This is a genomic window from Aeromonas aquatica, assembly GCF_000764655.1.
In the GTDB taxonomy this organism is placed as follows: Bacteria; Pseudomonadota; Gammaproteobacteria; order Enterobacterales; family Aeromonadaceae; genus Aeromonas; species Aeromonas aquatica.
Map to the genome: position 1 here is coordinate 24,439 of NZ_JRGL01000128.1, position 18,724 is coordinate 43,162.

Consider the following 18,724-nt stretch of genomic DNA (forward strand, 5'->3'; position numbering starts at 1 on the left):
CTGCTTGACCCAGGGCGCGCTGTCTCGGGGCGATAAGCGACCCGCCTCAGTATAGTCAGGCCCTATTTTGGAGGCCGGGAGCGGCAGGGGAACCTGTCTGCAAAGGGCTGTAGCAACGCCAGTAAAGGGCCGTGCGCCCTCATCCGTCTTGCCAACTAACCGGTATTACGCCTATAAAGGCCCATCTTTCTTGCCAGGATAACAACAATGAAGACCCATTCCGATGAGCTGACCCTGTTCGTGGCCGTGGTGGAGGCGGGCAGCTTTCGCCAGGCGGCGGAGAACCTGGGGATGGACAATTCAGTGGTGAGCCGTGGCATCAAGCGGTTGGAGGAGAAGCTCGCTACCGTGTTGCTCAATCGTACCACCCGGCGGGTCAGTCTGACCGAGGAGGGGAGCTGGTTCTATCAGCGGGCGGTCAAGGTGCTGACCGAGATGAGCGAGGCGGAGAGCCACCTGCTGATGCGCCGGGAGCAACCGGAGGGGATATTGCGGGTCGATGCCGCCACCCCCTTCATCCTGCATCGGCTGGTGCCCATCATCGGGGAGTTTCGCCGCCGCTACCCGGCCATCGAGCTGCAGCTGCACAGCTCCGAGGGCTTCATCAACCTGATGGAGCGGCGGGTGGACATGGCCATTCGCATCGGCGAGCTGACGGATTCTTCCCTGCGCGCCCTGCCGCTCGGTCGCTCCAAGCTGCGGCTGCTGGCCTCTCCCGCGTACTTAAGCGAGCGCGGCACCCCGCGCCAGCCGGCGGATCTGCTGGAAGGGCACGAGCTGCTCGGCTTTTTGCACCCCGATCACCTCAACCACTGGCCGCTGCTGAGCGCGGAGCAGGGAGACCGTTTTGCCATCACCCCGACCCTGAGGGCCAGCAGCGGCGAGACCCTGCGTCAGCTGGCGCTGGGGGGGCAGGGGATCGTCTGCCTGTCGGACTTCATGACCGGGGAGGACAGGGCGAGCGGGGCCCTGGTGGAGGTGCTGGCGCGCAGCAACAGCGGTGCCTCGCGGCCCATCAATGCGGTGTTCTACTCCGATGCCCAGCGCGACATCCGGCTGCGGGTCTGGCTCGACTTTATCAAGGAGCAGCTCGGCAACCATTCCCTGTAGGGGAAATAGCCGGCGTCTGTGTGCCCGCTCTGCACTGAAGCACAAGAGAGAATAATAAAAGAGGCCGACATCGCTGTCGGCCTCTTGGCATTTTCACCTGGGTGAAAGGATCTTGCTGTTAATCCTCAATGGCCCAGCGGCGTGAGCGTTCAACCGCCTTTTGCCAGCCGCGATAGCGCTTGTCCCGATCCGCGTGATCCATCTGCGGGATAAACTCGCGATCGACGCTGAACTTGTCTTGCAGCTCGTCGGAGCTCTTCCAGAAGCCCACGGCCAGGCCGGCCAGGAAGGCGGCGCCCATGGCGGTGGTCTCGATGCGGGTCGGGCGCACCACTGGGGTGTGCATCATGTCGGACTGGAACTGCATCAGGAAGTCGTTGGCCACGGCGCCGCCGTCTACCTTCAGGGCCGCCAGCTTGATACCGGAGTCCTGCTGCATGGCATCCAGTACGTCGCGGCTCTGGTAGGCGATGGATTCCAGCGCGGCGCGGATGATGTGGTTGCGGTTCGCGCCACGGGTCAGACCGACCATGGTGCCACGAGCGTAAGGATCCCAGTAGGGCGCGCCCAGACCGACGAAGGCCGGCACCAGGTAGACGCCGTTGGTGTCACCCACCTTGGAGGCGAAGTAGTCGGTGTCACGGGCGTCGTGAATGATCTTCAGCTCATCACGCAGCCACTGGATGGTGGCGCCGCCCATAAACACGGCCCCTTCCAGCGCGTAGTTCACTTCCCCTTTAGGACCGATGGCGACCGTGGTCAGCAGGCCGTTGTGGGAGCGAACCGGCTCGGTACCGGTGTTCATCAGCATGAAGCAGCCGGTGCCATAGGTGTTCTTGGCCATGCCTTTCTCGAAGCACAGCTGGCCGAACAGGGCGGACTGCTGGTCACCGGCGATGCCGGCGATGGGGATACGGGTGCCGCCGCCACGGGTGGTGTAGCCATAGACCTCGGAGGAGGGTTTGATTTGTGGCAGCATGGACATGGGGATGCCGAGCTCGTCCAGCATGCGCTCATCCCACTTCAGATCGCGGATGTTGTAGAGCATGGTGCGGGAGGCGTTGGTCGGATCGGTGACATGCACCTCGCCATTGGTCATCTTCCACACCAGCCAGGTGTCGATGGTGCCGAACAGCAGCTCGCCGTTGATCGCCTTCTCGCGGGCCCCTTCCACGTTGTCGAGGATCCACTTCACCTTGGTGCCGGAGAAGTAGGCATCCAGCACCAGGCCGGTGTTCTCGCGCACATAGTCTTCCAGGCCGCGGGCCTTGAGCTCCTCGCAGATGGCGGCGGTGCGACGGCATTGCCAGACGATGGCGTTGTAGATGGGCTTGCCGGTGGCTTTTTCCCACACAACGGTCGTTTCACGCTGGTTGGTGATGCCGATGGCGGCGATCTGTTCGCTGTGCAGGCCGCTCTTGGCCAGCACCTCGGTGAACACGGAAGACTGGGTGGCCCAGATCTCCATGGGATCGTGCTCGACCCAACCCGCCTTGGGGTAGTGCTGGGTGAACTCGCGCTGGGAGGTCGCGACTATATTGGCGTCCTGATCGAACACGATGGCACGGGACGAGGTGGTGCCTTGATCCAGGGCGACGACATATTTCTTTTCAGCAGACATGATGTTCTCCACGTTTTAGGGGGCCACTCTTATGCGGCGGCTTTGTCTTTAGCGAGTTGGTCGGCTTGCTCGGTGGCGGCAACACGGTTGCCCGGCACGCAGGGAGCCAATACTTTCACATAGAGCGCGGTTCCCAGCTGGGCGCCGACGATGGGGCCGAGGATGGGGACCCAGAAGTAGGGGTTGTCACGACCGCCGGTCAGGGCCACATCACCCCAGCCTGCGACGAAGGCGAACAGCTTGGGACCGAAGTCACGGGCCGGGTTCATGGCGAAGCCGGTCAAGGGGCCGAGGGAGGCGCCGATCACCGCGATCAGGATGCCGATCAGCAGGGCGGCGGCGAAGCCTTTGGGGGCGCCGTTGTTGTTGTCACCCAGTGCCATGATGCCCAGCATCAGCACGGCGGTGATCACCAGCTCGACCGCGAACGCCTGCATGTTGGAGAGCAGGGCATTGGGGTAGGTGGAGAAGATGCCGGCGGTGCCGAGGCTCTCGACGCTGCCGCGCACCACGTTGTGGGTCAGCTCCCACTGGGTGAACAGGCCGCCGTAGAGGAAGTAGACCAGGGCGGCGGAGCAGAAGGCACCGGCCACCTGGGCGATGATGAAGGGCACAACCTTGCGTTTGTCAAAGCCGGCGAAGGTCATCAGCGCCAGGGTGACGGCCGGGTTCAGGTGGGCACCTGAAATACCGCCGGTCACATAGATGGCGATGGCGACACCCAGACCCCAGGTAATGGAGATTTCCCATTGTCCGAAGTTGGCACCGGCCAGCACCAGGGCGGCCACACAACCGACGCCGAAAAATATCAGCAGGCCGGTTCCGATAAACTCGGCGATGCACTCGCCAAGCAGGGTATTGGGTCTTTGTATGCTCATAACTTGTTATTCCTTATATCCACCCAGAGTAGGTTTGATGTTCCATCTCGTTATCGTTCAGTTCCATTTGTTGCGTCCGCAAACGTTTTTTCTTGTTTTTTGAGCCGGCGCAAACGTTATGCTCGTTTGCGCTCGTTCTTGGACGAGAGAGAAAATAAACCTTCTGTATCAATTCACCATACCCCCGCCACAGGAAATGTGGACAAGATCCCACTCATTGCTAAGAAAATGTGACGAAAAGCAACTTATGTCGAGCGCGATACCACTAATGGGGTATGTAAAAGCCGTGCTATATAAGGGCTCGCGGCTATTGAGTCCTCACTCATCCGATGACTTTCTCTGTAATAAAACTGCAATATTTCCGCCTACATCACAGATTGAATGTTCACATGTGAGCACAATAGGCTCGCTTGCGAATCGGGACTCATCTGGTTTGTCTGCACGAACGGGGCACCCTCAACCGCCCATAACAACAATAAGGAAGCGAACATGCTTAGTCTCTTCAGGCCAGCACCCCACATCGACCGGCTACCCGCCGACAAGGTCGATCCCTTCTACAAACGCATGCGCTGGCAGGTGTTCTTCGGGATCTTCTTCGGTTATGCCGGCTACTACCTGGTACGCAAAAACTTCAGCCTGGCCATGCCCTATCTGATCGAGCAGGGCTTCTCCCGCGGCGATCTGGGCCTGGCCCTGTCCGGGGTCTCCATCGCCTACGGTCTGTCCAAGTTCCTGATGGGGAACGTGTCGGATCGCTCGAACGCGCGCTACTTCCTCTCCGCCGGCTTGCTGCTGTCGGCCGGTATCATGTTCATGATGGGCACCATGCACTGGGCCACCTCCAGCATCGCCATCATGTTTGTGCTCTTGTTCCTGAACGGCTGGGCGCAGGGCATGGGCTGGCCCCCCTGTGGTCGCACCATGGTGCACTGGTGGTCACAGAAAGAGCGTGGCGAAGTGGTTGCGGTCTGGAACGTGGCCCACAACGTGGGGGGCGGCATGATAGGTCCGCTGTTCATCCTGGGGATGGGCTGGTTCAACGACTGGCGCAGCGCCTTCTATGTGCCGGCTGCCGCCGCCGCCGCCATCGCGGTGATCGCCTTCTTCGTGATGCGCGATACCCCGCAATCCGTCGGCCTGCCGCCCATCGAGGAGTACAAGGAAGATTATCCGAAGGATTACAACGAGAGCCACGAGCAGGAGTTCTCTGCCAAGGAGATCTTCGTCAAATACGTGCTGCACAACAAGCTGCTGTGGTACATCGCCATCGCCAACGCCTTCGTCTACCTCATCCGCTACGGGGTGCTGGACTGGGCGCCGACCTATCTCAAGGAGGCCAAGGACTTCAGCGTTGACAGCTCCTCCTGGGCTTACTTCCTCTACGAGTGGGCCGGTATTCCGGGCACCCTGCTGTGTGGCTGGATCTCGGACAAGCTGTTCCAGGGTCGCCGTGCCCCGGCCGGTATCCTGTTCATGGTGCTGGTGACCGTCGCCGTGCTGGTCTACTGGCTCAACCCGGCCGGCAACCCGACCATCGACATGATGGCGCTGGTGGCCATCGGTTTCCTCATCTACGGCCCCGTCATGCTGATCGGTCTGTATGCGCTGGAGCTGGCACCCAAGAAGGCGGCCGGTACCGCGGCAGGCTTCACCGGGCTGTTCGGTTACCTGGGTGGCGCCGTGGCGGCCAACGCCATGCTGGGCTACACGGTTGACCACTTCGGCTGGGATGGTGGCTTCATGGTGCTGACCGCGTCTTGCGTGCTCTCCATCATCTTGCTGGCCATGACCCTCAAGCACGAGAACATTGCCGTCGCGGCCAAGAAAGCGGCTGCCGATAAGGCATAAAACGTGATCCTGACCTTATCGATCCCAAAGGGGATAAGGTAAACTCCGAGAGGCCCCGCATTGCCGGGGCCTTTTTTCGTCCCATCAGCGGAGTGCAAGCGTGAAGCAAACCCAACGACATCTGGAGATCCTGGACGTCCTGACGCGGCAGGGTTTCGTCTCGACCGACGATCTGGTGACCCATTTTGACGTCAGCCCCCAGACCATTCGCCGGGATCTGAACGATCTCGCCGAACAGAACAAGATCCGGCGCCATCACGGCGGGGCCTCCCTGCATTCGAGTACCGTCAACACCGCCTACAGCGCCCGCAAGGTGATGCAACTCAAGGAGAAAGAGCGCATCGCCCGCGAGGTCGTCGCCCACATTCCCGATGGCTCCTCCCTCTTCATCGACATCGGCACCACCACCGAAGCCATCGCCCGCGCCCTGCTCGATCACCGCGAACTGCGCATCGTCACCAACAACCTGAACGTCGCCAGCATCCTCACCGCCAAGGATGACTTCACCGTCATCATCGCCGGTGGCGAGATCCGCAACCGGGATGGCGGCATTGTCGGGGAGGCGACCCGCGACTTCATCGGCCAGTTCCGCATGGACTATGGCGTCATTGGCATCTCGGGCATCGACAACGACGGCTCCCTGCTCGATTTCGATTACCACGAGGTGAAGATCGCCCAGGCCATCATGGCCCACTCCCGCCAGGTGTTCCTGGCCGCCGACCACACCAAGTTCGGCCGCAATGCCATGGTCAACCTCGGCAATATCAACCAGATCCACGCCCTGTTCACCGATCAGGAGCCGCCGGAGCGGCTGCTGCGGCTGATGTCCCAGCACCAGATAGAATGCCACATCTGCTGATAACCCCTTAACCCGCACCGGCATCAGGCCGCCGCGCTGGCGGCCGCTTCTTTTCTTCCATATTCCTGTTTCCATCCTCTCTACCCGCGCCGCGGGTCAGCCCCGGCATCTCCCCTGTCTCGCACCCTGTGCGCGCCGCATCCCTTCCTGGCTATTCCGTCACCGACTGGCAGCATTTTTAGCATTGTCGGAACAATCCCGATCACATTCTCATCATAAAATGTTCGTTTATCATTTTTTCATGTTCTAATATGAGCGAAATAAAACATTGCCCACATGGCAAACACAAAATAAGAAAGTAGGTGAACATGAGCGAACATTATGATCTGGTCGTCGTCGGCGGCGGCATCAACGGGGTCGGCATCGCGGCGGATGCGGCGGGGCGGGGGCTGAAGGTGGCGTTGTTCGAGGCACAGGATCTCGCCTCGGCCACCTCTTCCAACTCCAGCAAGCTGATCCACGGTGGCCTGCGCTACCTCGAACACTACGAATTCCGGTTGGTGAAGGAGGCGTTGGCGGAGCGGGAGGTGCTGCTCGGCATGGCGCCGCACATCGCCCGTCCCATGCGTTTTCGCTTGCCGCACCGCCCGCACCTGCGCCCGGCCTGGATGATCCGTGCCGGCCTCTTCCTCTATGACAACCTGGCCAAGCGCGACAGGCTCAAGGGCAGCTGCGGTCTGCGCTTCCTGCCGCAAGACGGCCTCAAGAGCGGCATCAACAAGGGCTTCGAATACTCGGACGCCTGGGTCGACGACGCCCGCCTGGTGGTGCTCAACGCCATGATGGCCCGCGACAAGGGCGCCGAGGTGCAGACCCGCACCCGCTGCATCAAGGCAGTGCGTGGCTCCAAGCACTGGACCCTGACCCTGGAGCGGGAAGGGGGCGAGCAGTTCACCGTCACCTGCCGTGGCCTGGTCAATGCGGCCGGGCCCTGGGTCAAGACCTTCTATGACGAGAGCCTGCACGAGAAATCTCCGCGTGGCATCCGCCTCATCAAGGGCAGCCACATCATAGTGCCGCGCATCCATGAGCGCGAAGAGGCCTATATCCTGCAAAACGAGGACAACCGCATCGTCTTCGTCATCCCCTATCAGCAGGATTACTCCCTGATCGGCACCACGGACGTGGAACACAAGGGCGATCCGCGGGAGGCGAAGATCAGCGCCGCCGAGGTGGATTACCTGTGCAAGGTGGTCAACGCCCACTTCACCCGCCAGATTGCGCCCTCCGAGGTGATCTGGACCTATGCGGGGGTGCGCCCGCTCTGCGATGACGAGTCTGACTCACCCCAGGCGGTGACCCGCGACTACACCCTCGAACTGTCCGGTGAATCCGATGGGGCGCCGCTCTTGTCGGTGTTTGGCGGCAAGCTCACCACCTACCGCAAGCTGGCCCAGGCCGCCTGCAACAAGCTCAAGCCCTGGTTCAGCCAGATGGGGGATGACTGGACCGCCAGCAGCCGTCTGCCCGGTGGCGAGTTCGACTGCTCCACCACAGAGCTGGCCCGCGCCTACCTGCTCGAATTCGACTGGCTGGATGAGCGCAGCGCCCGCCGCATCGCCGAGGCCTATGGCAGTCATGCCCGTCTCTGGTTGCACGAGGAGCGCGGCCAACACTTTGGTGCCGGGCTGTACGAGTCGGAAGTGCGCTATCTGATGAGCCGCGAGTGGGCCCATTCGATGGAAGACATACTGTGGCGCCGCAGCAAGCTGGGGCTGCGCCTCTCCGATACCGAACAGCAGCAACTGCACGCCTGGCTGGAGCAACACCATCACGCCCTGCCCAAGGCAAGCTGATGACAAGGCGGGCGGCCTTTGCCGCCCGCCGATAAACTGCAATAAACCTCTGCTATAACAACTACCTACAATAACAAAGAGCCGTTTTTATGAAACAACCTCACCTCTCCCTGGTGGCCCTTGGCCTCGGGGCTGCCCTCGCCTTGCCCGCCCTGGCCGCCGACGAAGGCAAGATAGTGATCGCCCATCGCGGCGCCTCCGGTTACCTGCCCGAACACACCCTGGCGTCCAAGGCGCTGGCCTACGGCATGGGGGCCGATTATCTGGAGCAGGATCTGGTGATGACCAAGGATGACCAGCTGGTGGTGATGCACGATCACTTCCTCGACGGCATCACAGACGTGGCCGAGCGCTTCCCCGGCCGGGCTCGCCCGGATGGTCGCTACTATGTGGTGGACTTCACCCTGGCCGAGGTGCGTTCATTGCGTATGACGGAGCCGTTCCAGCTGGTGGATGGCAAGCAGGTGCCCGTCTATCCGGCCCGCTTCCCGCTCTGGCAATCCCGCTTCGAGATCCACACCTTCCAGGAAGAGATCGAGATGATCCAGGGGCTCAACAAGAGCACCGGCAACAACATCGGCATCTACCCGGAGATCAAGGCCCCCTGGCTGTTCCGCCACGAGGGCAAGGACATCTCCAGCGCCGTGCTCAAGGTGCTCAAGCAGTACGGCTACACCAATAAAGAGAGCAAGATCTACCTGCAGAGCTTCGATGCCGACGAGCTCAAGCGCATCGACACCGAGCTGATGCCTGCCTTAGGGATGGACTTGAAGCTGGTGCAGCTGATGGCCGAGACCGACTGGAATGAGACCATGGTCTACGATGCCAAGGGCAAGGCGACCCCCTACGACTACGACTGGATGTTCAAGCCGGGGGCCATGAAGACGATCGCCGGCTACGCCGACGGCATAGGCCCCTGGAAGCCGATGATAGTCACCGAGCCGGGCACCCCGGGCAAGCCGGTGTTCACCGGCATGGTCAAGGAGGCCCACGCCGCCGGCCTCAAAGTGCATCCCTATACCTTCCGCCAGGATCAGGGGCAGATCCCGGCCTATGCGAAAGACTTCACCGACCTGCTCAACATCTTCCTCTATCAGGCCGATGTGGACGGGGTGTTCAGCGATTTCCCGGACAAGGCGGTGGCGGTCATCAAGGCCCACGGCAAATAATAAAAGAAGAGCAACACGGGAACGCAAGCGGGGCCAGGTGCCCCGCTTTTTTATGCCCGAGAGAGAAACAAGAAGGGAACCAGTCGTCTGGACTCATGCGAATGACTTTGTTGTAAATTAAAATTTACGATATTTTGTTCTTTGGGGATTATGGACGCCCGATTTTATGGCTGCCGAGGTCAATAATCTGGTCATTTATTCACCTGCTGAGCCATTGCACCGCTGATTTCACTTGATTGTTTGTTTTTCCTTGGTAAGGTGAGGGCGGTTGCGTAACAAAGTGCTGACTTGTGTAAACAATAAAATACACCCGGCGCGATTGGCTTAAATACAGTAGAGAGAATGAGAAAATGCAGAGAGACCCCCTGAACAACATCCATATCCAGTCCGAACAAGTGATGATCACGCCTGCCCAGCTCAAGGAGAAGTTACCCATCTCCGAGCGTGCGCTGGCCTTCGTGCAAGGGGCTCGCACCACCATCGCCGACATCATCCACCGTCGTGATCACCGTCTGCTGGTGATCTGTGGACCCTGCTCCATTCACGACATGGACGCCGCCAAAGAGTACGCAACCAGACTCAAAGCGCTGCATGATGCCTACCAGGACTCTCTCTACATTGTCATGCGGGTCTACTTTGAGAAGCCACGCACCACGGTCGGCTGGAAGGGCTTTATCAACGATCCTAACCTCGATGGCACCTTTGACGTGGAGCTGGGGCTGCACCGCGCCCGCGAGCTGCTCTGCTGGCTCGCCGAGCTGGAGCTGCCACTCGCGACCGAGGCACTCGACCCTATCAGCCCGCAATACCTGGCGGAGCTGTTCTCCTGGTCGGCCATCGGCGCCCGTACCACCGAATCCCAGACCCACAGGGAGATGGCCTCCGGCCTCTCCATGCCGGTTGGCTTCAAGAACGGCACCGACGGCAACCTCGGCACCGCCATCAACGCACTGCAGGCGGCCTCCAGCCCCCATGCCTTCATGGGCATCAACCAGCAGGGTCAGGTCGCGCTGCTGCAGACCCAGGGCAACCCGGATGGCCACGTGATCCTGCGCGGTGGCAAGCACCCGAACTACGATTCGGTCAATGTTTCCCTGGCGGAAGAGGCGTTGGAGAAGGCGGGTCTGCTGCCCGGCCTGGTGGTGGATTGCAGCCACGGCAACTCCAGCAAGGATCACCGCCTGCAACCCAAGGTGGCGGACAACGTCATCCACCAGATCCAGGAGGGCAACCGCTCCATCATAGGGGTGATGCTCGAATCCAATCTGCTGGAGGGCAACCAGTCCAGCGAGCAGCCCAAGGAGCAGATGCGCTACGGGGTCTCCATCACCGATGCCTGCATCGACTGGGACACCACCGCCGACTTGCTGGCCCGCTGCCATCGTCAGCTGGCGGCGCCGCTTCAGGGCAGAACTGCGTCTTAAGCCGTGGTATCTTGTCATCATCTGGAGCAGGAGGGCGCCACGGCCAACGGCGGTGGCGCCCTCCTGACATCTGTTGCAATCGATTGAATCACAAGGCGTCGCCGCCAGCGGCGCCAGCAAGGATTGGACATGGCCGAAGAATTGAATGCCCTCAGGGACAAGATTGATGCGGTGGACAGGCAGTTGATCGATCTGTTCGCCGAGCGCCTGGCCCTGGTGGGGGAAGTGGGGGAAGTGAAGAGCCGGCACGGCCTGCCCATCTATGCGCCGGATCGGGAGGCGAGCATGCTGGCCCGCCGCCGCGCCGAGGCAGAGTCCCTCGGGGTGCCGGGGGATCTCATCGAGGACGTGCTGCGCCGTGTGATGCGCGAGTCCTATATCCTGGAATCGGCAAGCGACAAGGAACACCACTTCAAGTGCATGAAGCCGACCCTCGGCAAGGTGGTGATCATCGGCGGTCAGGGCCAGCTCGGCCGGCTGTTCGGTCAGCTGTTCAGCCTGTCGGGTTACAGAGTCGAGAGCCTGGAGCAGGCCGATTGGCCGCGGGCGGACGCCATCCTGGCCGGGGCCGGGCTGGTGATGGTGGCGGTGCCCATCGATGTCACCTGCCAGATCATCGACCGGCTCGGTGCGTTGCCCGAGGATTGCCTGCTGGTGGATGTCACCAGCGTGAAGGCACAGCCGCTGTCACACATGCTGGCGGTGCACAAGGGGCCGGTCCTCGGGCTGCACCCCATGTTCGGGCCGGACGTGGCGAGCCTCGCCAAGCAGGTGATCGTCTGCTGCCAGGGCCGGGACCCGGCAGCCAGCCAGTGGCTGCTGGATCAGATGACCATCTGGGGCGCGCGGCTGCAACAGGTGGAGGCCAAAGCCCACGACGAGGCCATGACCTTCATCCAGGCGCTGCGCCACTTCGCGACCTTCGCCTACGGCTGGCACCTCTCCCGGGAGCAGGCCAACCTGGATCGGCTGCTGACTCTGAGTTCCCCCATCTACCGGCTGGAGCTCGCCATGGTGGGACGGCTGTTTGCCCAGGATCCGCACCTCTATGCCGACATCATACTGTCGTCACCGGAGAACCTGGCGATGATCCGCCGCTACTACCAGAACTTCGGCGAGGTGCTGGGGATATTGGAGCAGGGGGACAGGGCGGGTTTCATCGATGCCTTCGAACAGGTCTCCGGCTTCTTCGGCGAGCGGGCGGACGAGTTCCTGCGCGAGAGCCGCATGTTGCTGGCCCAGGCCAACGACCGCCGACAACACGGCTGAGGTTAGAACTCATCCATACAAAAGGGGCCATCAGGCCCCTTTTTCGTTGCGGTTACGCTGCTTTGTGCAAACCCGGTAGAGAAATACGCAGGTAAAATGCCATCCAGGCAGCTGCTTGCTTCACTCGAGCGACGGCGGTCGCAGCTCGGCCTCGTCCCAGCCGAGCGGCAGGGTCAGCAACTGATCGATGAGCTCCCGGCGATCGGATTTCTCCAGATAGGCGAGGTAGAGCGGGCGGCTGAGCGGCTGCCCTCCTTCCACCAGGTGCAGCCGTCCCTGTTCGAGGAAGGGGCTCACCATCCGCCGCGGCAGGTAGGCGGCGCCACCGTTGGACAGCACGAACTGCAGCGCCATGCTGGCGGAGCTCGAATGCAGCACAGGTGTCTTCTGCAGGCTCTGCAAGCGACTGGATTGGGGCTCGAAGCTGGTGCCCCAGTCAAGGTGAATGTGCGGCATCTGCATCAGGCTGTCGGCGTTGGCGGCACTGTCCCGACTCACCAGCACGAACACCAGCTCACCGATGGGGTGCAGGGCGATCTCGTCGATCTTGGTCGGCTCTGAGAGCAAGGCCAAGTCGAGGGAGCGCTCCAGCAACTGGCGGCACAGGTGCTCGCGCGACGCGGTTTCGAGCCGCACCGCGAGGCCGGGGGCCAGTGCATAGACGTGATTGAGCCAGTCGTTGAAATCGAGCTCCCAGAACACCGCGGGAGCGCCGATGGCGAGCTGCTGACTGAAGCCGGGGGAGAGAGCCACGTCCTGTTTGGCGCGGCCTAGCGTGTGCAAGATGGCGTCTGCGTAGGGCAGCAGACGTTCACCGGAGGCGGTCAGGCGGATGTTGTTGCGATGACGGGCAAACAGGCTGACCCCGAGTTGCTGCTCAAGCTGGCGGATCCGAAAGCTCACCGCCGACTGGGTCAGGTAGAGATTCTCGGCAGCCCGGCCAAAGTGCCGGGTCTTGCTGACCTCGATGAAGGTCCGAAGCAGCTCGGTATCCATTAATCGAGGGACTCGTCGCTGCCACCGCCGCCGCCAGCGCTGCTTTCAAAACTGCCGCCCATGTCTTCATTGGCGCCACCGGCGACGGTGCACAGACGATGCACCCGCTTGGGACCAATCACCTTCAGATACTTGAACCACACCTTGGCGTGGGGGTTGCTGCCGGCGGTGCCAGACTTGACCTGCTCGATGAAGGCACTCTCGACCTCGTCGCGCGGAGCCAAGTTGCCCTGGTAGAGCGCCAGCATGACGGTGCCGTATTTTTCCAGACTGTCCGCTTCGGCCACGGTGAATTCGCCGCTGCGACGCAGGCCACGGGGAAAATGTTTGAAGTCATTGAAACGCTTGTCTGATTCGAAGCTCATAGTGCTCTTATTCTGGTTAGTTTGACCTTTGCGGGCAAGTATCATCAGGCCGTCGCAGAGTGCAAAATCAATTTTTTTACTATGTTAATAAATATATTTCATCGAACTGGGTTTCGCTCATCCCGAGGCGGGATTTTGCGGTGAGTGCCACAAAAAAGCCTGAAAAATAGTGGAGTTATGTCAGCTTCTGTAAAGGAAATGGCGGCATTGACGCGCGAAAAACCCAAAAAATAAGGCGCCATGTGGCGCCTTATTTGGATGTTTATGAACAACTGTACCCGAGCATCAGGCACTCATTCGATCATGGCTGGCTGCGCGAGGTTGTCGGCACGCCACAGACGATAGCGCACTTCATACTCTTGCGGCACATAGATGACGAACGGCAGTTTGGAGTTGTAGTTCACGAAGAAGCCCTGGCCATAGATCTGGACGAAGGTATCCTTCTTCTGGCCATCCGGGCAGGCCATCAGGGTACTGACGGGGCCGGAGACCTGGCCCAGGGTCAGGTAGTTGTAGCCCCAGCCCTTGACGCTGTGCTGTTCCAGGTTGCCGGCGAAGCGCGGCAGGTTGCAGTCGACCAGCATCTTCTTGCCGACCTGCAGTTCGACCATCATGTCGGCTTCATTCTCGACTTCCGGCAGACGGATCACGACACGTTCCTGGTTCACTTCGGCGGCGGGGAACATGCTGATATCAAATTTTTTCGGTTCGGCGGCGAAGGCATGGCCACCCAATAACAAGGCGCCCAGCAGGCTAAAACGCAATACGGTTTTCATCTGTACCTCATGGGATTGCTTCAACGCCGCTAGACTAACCGCTCTGCCGTTTTCATGCCAGCGCTGCGGGGCGCAAAACCTGCCGTTACCGGCACACAATGACGTAATTTGATGCTTTTTTGACGGCTTGCCTCACAAACAGGCAACAGGGTAGGGGTCATGAGACCCCCACCCAGGCCATCAACGCACCAACAACACCTGCTTGGCCCAGGCGCTGGGGGCCCGCAGGCCGACGGAGCCACTGGTGATGTCGAGATAGGCCACCGTCTTGCCCGCCGGGAAGGGGGTGGCGGACCAGAGATAGACGTAGCCGTCATTCACCTCTTTCCCGTCACCGGCCATGGCGCGGGGGAAGATGGTCTCGTTCAATGCCGGCTTGTAGCAGGCGGACTCCAGTATGCTGGTCAGCTCCTTGATGGTGGGCAGGCGCCAGTCCTGGTGGCCACCGAAGCCATGGAGGGCGTGATTGGGTTCGGTGCGGATCCGCTCGGCGGTCAGCAGCGCCTGCTGCCAGTAGAGCCGGGTAGGCTCGCCGCGACAGCTGTCATTTTGCCAGGTTTGCCCCAGCTGGCAGCGCATCCAGGTGAGGCCGGAGGCCCGGTCGGTCACGGTGCCGTTACCGTGATCGAGGAAGCGGGAGCTGGGGCTGGTTCTGGGCATGTTGTCGTCGCAGATGGCGATGGCCAGTGCCAGCGGGCTGCACAGACCGAGCAGCAGGGTCAGGAGAAACTTGTTCATCGGGTTACCTCGGCCACCAGGCGCAGTTGCAGGGCATTGGTGTCGTCAGGGGTTTGTACGGGGGTCGGGTAATCGGTGCCGGCATCCTCACCCCAGAAGAGCGGGGCAATGACGCTGAGCGGTGCGCTCTCGAGGCGACGGGACGGGGTCAGGGTCTGACTCCAGTAATAGCCATCGAAGCCATTGAACCCGGTGCCCAGATCGGGGAAGTAGCGCACATCCAGGGTCGCTATCTGACCATCCTGCTGACTGAGGGAGCCAAAATGCTGCAGGCTCATCAGCTCCTGGGCCTCGGGCAGGCGCCAGTGCGCGATGCCGCACAGCTGCTGGCTGTTGAGCCACTGACGGTATTGCTCCGTGGTGCAGATGGCCTCGCCGTTCGGGCAGGCGTAATCCAGCTCCTCCTGCAAGGGATGGTAGTTGCCAAATTCCCAGGCGAAGGCCCGGTGCAGATCCCGCGGGCTGTCCGGATCATCCAGCTTCTTCTCCCAGACGAGACCCGTATTGAGATCCTCCACGCAGTCCCACAGAGTTGCGCTGTCCGGCAGCGGCTGCCCCTGGTTGTCGAGCTTGCGATAGCGCAAGGGGGACTGCTTGAGGCTGGCGTCCTGGCCCGGATGATCCGCGGGCTCGCTGGTCAGCAGGTAGTCCACCCCGTCGCTGTAAGTGGTGACACCGCTGGCGGTGATCAGGGCTCTTGGCTGCTGCTGCAGCAAGACGGCACTGAGTCTGGCCTGCAGGCTCTGCAGCTCGGGGCTGTTGGCAAAGTGCTGGCCGAGCTCGGGCAGCAGGGTGACCAGCCCCTGCCAGATCTGACGTCGGCGCTCATCGGCAGAGAGCCCCGGCAAGGTGCCGGCGTCACCGAGGGCGGCCAGCGCCAGCTCGGAGAGGGCCTGGTTGAAGGCGGTCAGCTGAGCGAGGGCAGCGAGATCCTGGCCAGGCTGGAGCGGGGCCAGAGCCAGCAGCAGCTCGGCCAGTGCCTGGGCTGGGGGGATACCGTCGCCGATGCGGGTCTGCAACAGGCTGCTCAAGAGGGTGGGGGTGAGCTGTTGTCCATCCAGACGCGCCGCCGGGTGGGTCAGGGTCAGGGCGGCCGGATCGCGTGGGATGAACAGCAAGGGGCTGGTCAGCAAGGTGGGGGAGGTGCCGCTCAGCTGACGGGCACCGGCGGCGCCACTGACTTCGGGTTCGCCGGCATCGCAGCGATCGTTCTGGTTGAGGTTGACGCACAGGGTGCCCGCCTGGGGCAGCTCAACCGTCAGGCGATAATCCGGCGCCGCCAGCGGCGCCTCATCCGTGCTGCCACCACCACAGGCGGTGAGCAGGGGGGCCAGCAAACAGGCCAGCGGGGTCATTCTCATCTTCATTTATTGTCCTTGGAGGGGCCCTGGGCCCCTCGCTGTTTTTTAGCCATTAATAATGTCGAGGGGCGTCTCAGCCGCGGCGACTGACACGGCGCCAGAGGGCGAGCGGCAACAACCAGAGCAGATTGAGGCTGCCGCCACCGCTGCTGTCCGCGGTGTCGAAGTGGATGATGCCGTCATCCGGCAGCACTATGGGCTCGCCACACTGGGCGCCGGTGCGCTGGCTGATGCTCCAGCCATTGAGGCGACCCTGCTTGCCGGGGGCGTTGTCCACCACTTCCAGGGTCCATTGGCCGGCCAGCGGCTCGCCGATGAACTGACTCAGGGGTTGCAAGGATTGCAGCTCGGTCGGGAAGACACCCTTGAGGCGCGGCAGCGGGCTGTAGCCCTTGTCCCAGATCTGGACCCGGGTGCCGGAGGGGGAGTTGAGCCAGATCTCCAGCTCGTCCAGCGCCTCGTGTTGCAAGTCCAGGCTCAGCTGCAGTTGGTCGCTCACCCGGGTCTGGGTCTTCTCCAGCAGCAGGCTGGCCTGGCTCAACCCTTTCTCCTCCGCGCTCTGCGCATCCTTGAGGGTCAGGGCCTGGCCGTTGGCCCGGCTGATGACGGGGGTACCGATGGGCAGGCTCAGGGGCTGTTGCCATTGGCGCTCGCTCGGGCTGGCACCGGTCAGGGTCAGGTTGACGGGCAGGGCGGCCACGTCGCCGCAGGCGAGGGGGCTCTGGGCCAGCAGTCGCAGGGTGGTGCTCATGCTGGCGCCCGCCGCCAGGGTGCTGGCCTGCCACTGATAGGGGTCGACTTGCAGGCCGGTCGGCAGGGTCAGGGTCAGATCGTGCAGGGTCACCGCCGTGTTGCCCGGGTTGCTCAGGGTGAGCACCACGGACTGGCGTTGACCCAGCTCGATGGCGCTGCCATCGGCCAGGGCCAGGTTGACCGGGGCCTGCAGCAGGCCGTGCTGACGAAATGCCTGCTCCAGGTGGCGGCCATAATGGCGCGCCGGGTAGAGCCGCTCGGCGGTGTCCACCGTGAGGCGGGCCAGCTGCGGCATGCGGATGGCCGGGCCCAGACCGAAGTGGGACTCGATGATCAGGCGATCGAACTCGTCCCGCGCCACCTCACCGTACTCGGCGACCGAGGCCAGCAGGGCCTGGAACAGCGGCGTGCCCCACAGCTGATCCCCGTTGCTGCCGTTGATGGTTCTGTGGGCCGGGTAGTTGTAGTCCGGGTGGTAGCGGGCGCGCAGATCGTCCAGCTGACGCGGGGCCCGGTCGGTGAAGCGGGCATCCCAGTTGAACACCAGGGCCGGCTCGAAGTTGCGACCGGCCTCGCTGCGCTGGCGGTGGCTGGCGGCGAGATAGTCGCTGAAGCCCTCGCCGATGGCGCCCCAGTCCGCCTCGTCACCGAGATCCGGCACTATGTGGTGCTGCACCGCGTGGCCGAACTCGTGCCAGATGACCATGGGATCCTCGGCATCGGGCACGCCGCTGCGGCCCAGCTCCAGCCTGCGCTCGAAGGGGTCATAGAGGGAGTTGTCCTGATAACCCGCATCGGTGTCGATGTCGAGGGCGCCGGGGATGAGGTCGGTGAAACCGAGCGCCTTGAGGTGCCGCTGGGCAAGATCCAGGTGGTAGTAGGCATTGATGTCGGCAAAGCCGGCATCGTCTCGGATCAGGCGAAATGCCTGGGGGTTGTCGGTGCTGTAGGGGGCCGTGGCGGGCTCCATGGCATCCACCACCCGGGCATTGGGGCCGCTCAGCACATAGTCACTGCCTCGCAGGCTGACCGGCAGGGCCACATTGTCCTGATAGGCTGCCTCTGCCAGCACCAGGGATTCGTGCCAGACCAGGCTGGCATCCTGCAACTGGGTGCGGGGATCCGGGTCAAACACCCGGGCCAGTACGGACTGATCCCCCGCATCCGGGGTGAAGGGTGCCGCCGTGGTGGCGGCGTCCATCCAGCGGCCGAGCTCCTGGCTGCCGTCACAGCTGGCAAACAGCTGCTGGTAGGCGGCCTTGGCGTTGCCGTCCTTGTGCTCGCGCACCCGCAGGCGCAGGGCCGGCACCAGGGTGTCGCCGTCGCGCCAGTACCAGGCCTCGACCGGCCCCAGCGTATCTACCTCGGCACCCGCATCACGCAGGCTGGTGAGCAGGGGATCCAGGCTGGTGGCGGGGTCGCAGACGGGCTCGGTGCTCTGCAGCGGACGCAGGTTGTGATAGAGGCGCCAGGGCTTGCCGGTCGGATCGATGCTGACGGCGGCCTGGGTGGTGGCCACCGGCAGGCCGTTGACCAATTGATGGAAGCTATGGTGGTGGCCGAGCAGGCTGACCCTGTCGTAGTCGGGGACGAGGGTCACGCCGAGGCGGCTCTCCAGCCAGGCTTGGGGCGTGGTGGTGAGCGGCGGTGCATCGACATACAGCAGCTCGGCGGCCTGCAGAGGCTGAGCGAGCAGGGTCGCCGTCAGCCAGAGGGCCAGGGATGAGGGTTTCATAGGTGACTCCAAAGCAGAAAAGATGA

15 protein-coding genes are annotated in these 18,724 nt (G+C 62.4%); 7 read left to right on the forward strand and 8 right to left on the reverse strand.

The window, feature by feature from the left end:
* Positions 1-207 precede the first annotated feature (207 nt).
* Positions 208-1,110, forward strand: coding sequence for a LysR substrate-binding domain-containing protein (locus tag LG30_RS0117065; RefSeq protein WP_033131900.1), 903 nt, complete (start codon positions 208-210; stop codon positions 1,108-1,110).
* A gap of 118 nt (positions 1,111-1,228) precedes the next feature.
* On the opposite strand, the gene glpK is transcribed toward LG30_RS0117065, so the two are convergent.
* Both glpK and LG30_RS0117075 read right to left on the reverse strand, forming a co-directional pair.
* Positions 1,229-2,731 (reverse strand): glycerol kinase GlpK, encoded by a 1,503-nt coding sequence (gene glpK, locus LG30_RS0117070; RefSeq protein ID WP_033131901.1) that lies wholly within the window; start codon positions 2,729-2,731, stop codon positions 1,229-1,231.
* A 29-nt stretch (positions 2,732-2,760) separates the two neighbouring features.
* Positions 2,761-3,609, reverse strand: a complete 849-nt coding sequence (locus LG30_RS0117075) for an MIP/aquaporin family protein (RefSeq protein WP_033131902.1) — start codon at positions 3,607-3,609, stop codon at positions 2,761-2,763.
* A 489-nt stretch (positions 3,610-4,098) separates the two neighbouring features.
* Between LG30_RS0117075 and glpT the strand changes: the two genes are divergently transcribed.
* The 6 genes from glpT to tyrA all read left to right on the forward strand — a co-directional run bounded on the left by glpT (position 4,099) and on the right by tyrA (position 11,974).
* A complete protein-coding gene (glpT, locus tag LG30_RS0117080) occupies positions 4,099-5,457 on the forward strand; it encodes a glycerol-3-phosphate transporter (protein ID WP_033131903.1) in 1,359 nt (452 codons plus the stop codon).
* A gap of 100 nt (positions 5,458-5,557) precedes the next feature.
* Positions 5,558-6,316: a DeoR/GlpR family transcriptional regulator gene (locus tag LG30_RS0117085; protein WP_033131904.1), complete on the forward strand. Its 759-nt coding sequence runs from the start codon at positions 5,558-5,560 to the stop codon at positions 6,314-6,316.
* Positions 6,317-6,624: 308 nt separating this feature from the next.
* A complete protein-coding gene (gene glpD, locus LG30_RS0117090; protein WP_033131905.1) occupies positions 6,625-8,112 on the forward strand; it encodes a glycerol-3-phosphate dehydrogenase in 1,488 nt (495 codons plus the stop codon).
* Between the two features lie 89 nt (positions 8,113-8,201).
* Positions 8,202-9,281, forward strand: a complete 1,080-nt coding sequence (gene glpQ / locus LG30_RS0117095; protein ID WP_033131906.1) for a glycerophosphodiester phosphodiesterase — start codon at positions 8,202-8,204, stop codon at positions 9,279-9,281.
* Between the two features lie 350 nt (positions 9,282-9,631).
* Complete coding sequence (locus LG30_RS0117100; protein WP_033131907.1) at positions 9,632-10,705, forward strand: 3-deoxy-7-phosphoheptulonate synthase; 1,074 nt, start codon at positions 9,632-9,634, stop codon at positions 10,703-10,705.
* 129 nt (positions 10,706-10,834) lie between these two features.
* Positions 10,835-11,974 (forward strand): bifunctional chorismate mutase/prephenate dehydrogenase, encoded by a 1,140-nt coding sequence (gene tyrA / locus LG30_RS0117105; protein WP_033131908.1) that lies wholly within the window; start codon positions 10,835-10,837, stop codon positions 11,972-11,974.
* A 120-nt stretch (positions 11,975-12,094) separates the two neighbouring features.
* Here tyrA and hdfR read toward each other — a convergent pair whose 3' ends face one another.
* The 6 genes from hdfR to LG30_RS0117135 form a co-directional block, all read right to left on the reverse strand.
* Positions 12,095-12,970: an HTH-type transcriptional regulator HdfR gene (gene hdfR, locus LG30_RS0117110; RefSeq protein ID WP_033131909.1), complete on the reverse strand. Its 876-nt coding sequence runs from the start codon at positions 12,968-12,970 to the stop codon at positions 12,095-12,097.
* On the reverse strand, positions 12,970-13,335 hold the full coding sequence (locus tag LG30_RS0117115) for a MaoP family protein (protein WP_033131910.1): 366 nt from the start codon (positions 13,333-13,335) through the stop codon (positions 12,970-12,972). The genes hdfR and LG30_RS0117115 overlap by 1 nt, the downstream gene beginning before the upstream one ends.
* Before the next feature lie 293 nt (positions 13,336-13,628).
* Positions 13,629-14,111 (reverse strand): serine protease inhibitor ecotin, encoded by a 483-nt coding sequence (eco, locus tag LG30_RS0117120; protein ID WP_033131911.1) that lies wholly within the window; start codon positions 14,109-14,111, stop codon positions 13,629-13,631.
* Between the two features lie 180 nt (positions 14,112-14,291).
* Positions 14,292-14,849, reverse strand: coding sequence for an Lcl C-terminal domain-containing protein (locus LG30_RS0117125; RefSeq protein WP_033131912.1), 558 nt, complete (start codon positions 14,847-14,849; stop codon positions 14,292-14,294).
* Complete coding sequence (locus tag LG30_RS0117130) at positions 14,846-16,204, reverse strand: Lcl domain-containing protein (RefSeq protein WP_081966233.1); 1,359 nt, start codon at positions 16,202-16,204, stop codon at positions 14,846-14,848. The genes LG30_RS0117125 and LG30_RS0117130 overlap by 4 nt, the downstream gene beginning before the upstream one ends.
* Positions 16,205-16,283: 79 nt before the next feature.
* The gene (locus tag LG30_RS0117135; protein WP_033131914.1) at positions 16,284-18,698 is read right to left on the reverse strand and encodes a proprotein convertase P-domain-containing protein; all 2,415 of its coding nucleotides are present in this window, start codon (positions 18,696-18,698) and stop codon (positions 16,284-16,286) included.
* Positions 18,699-18,724: the final 26 nt, after the last annotated feature.

Excerpts from the sequence above, each read along its gene's own strand:
- LG30_RS0117065 (WP_033131900.1), top strand. The coding sequence starts at position 208 with ATGAAGACCCATTCCGATGAGCTGACCCTGTTCGTGGCCGTGGTGGAG.
- glpK (WP_033131901.1), bottom strand. The coding sequence starts at position 2,731 with ATGTCTGCTGAAAAGAAATATGTCGTCGCCCTGGATCAAGGCACCACC.
- LG30_RS0117075 (WP_033131902.1), bottom strand. The coding sequence starts at position 3,609 with ATGAGCATACAAAGACCCAATACCCTGCTTGGCGAGTGCATCGCCGAG.
- glpT (WP_033131903.1), top strand. The coding sequence starts at position 4,099 with ATGCTTAGTCTCTTCAGGCCAGCACCCCACATCGACCGGCTACCCGCC.
- glpD (WP_033131905.1), top strand. The coding sequence starts at position 6,625 with ATGAGCGAACATTATGATCTGGTCGTCGTCGGCGGCGGCATCAACGGG.
- glpQ (WP_033131906.1), top strand. The coding sequence starts at position 8,202 with ATGAAACAACCTCACCTCTCCCTGGTGGCCCTTGGCCTCGGGGCTGCC.
- LG30_RS0117100 (WP_033131907.1), top strand. The coding sequence starts at position 9,632 with ATGCAGAGAGACCCCCTGAACAACATCCATATCCAGTCCGAACAAGTG.
- tyrA (WP_033131908.1), top strand. The coding sequence starts at position 10,835 with ATGGCCGAAGAATTGAATGCCCTCAGGGACAAGATTGATGCGGTGGAC.
- hdfR (WP_033131909.1), bottom strand. The coding sequence starts at position 12,970 with ATGGATACCGAGCTGCTTCGGACCTTCATCGAGGTCAGCAAGACCCGG.
- LG30_RS0117115 (WP_033131910.1), bottom strand. The coding sequence starts at position 13,335 with ATGAGCTTCGAATCAGACAAGCGTTTCAATGACTTCAAACATTTTCCC.
- eco (WP_033131911.1), bottom strand. The coding sequence starts at position 14,111 with ATGAAAACCGTATTGCGTTTTAGCCTGCTGGGCGCCTTGTTATTGGGT.
- LG30_RS0117125 (WP_033131912.1), bottom strand. The coding sequence starts at position 14,849 with ATGAACAAGTTTCTCCTGACCCTGCTGCTCGGTCTGTGCAGCCCGCTG.
- LG30_RS0117130 (WP_081966233.1), bottom strand. The coding sequence starts at position 16,204 with ATGACCCCGCTGGCCTGTTTGCTGGCCCCCCTGCTCACCGCCTGTGGT.
- LG30_RS0117135 (WP_033131914.1), bottom strand. The coding sequence starts at position 18,698 with ATGAAACCCTCATCCCTGGCCCTCTGGCTGACGGCGACCCTGCTCGCT.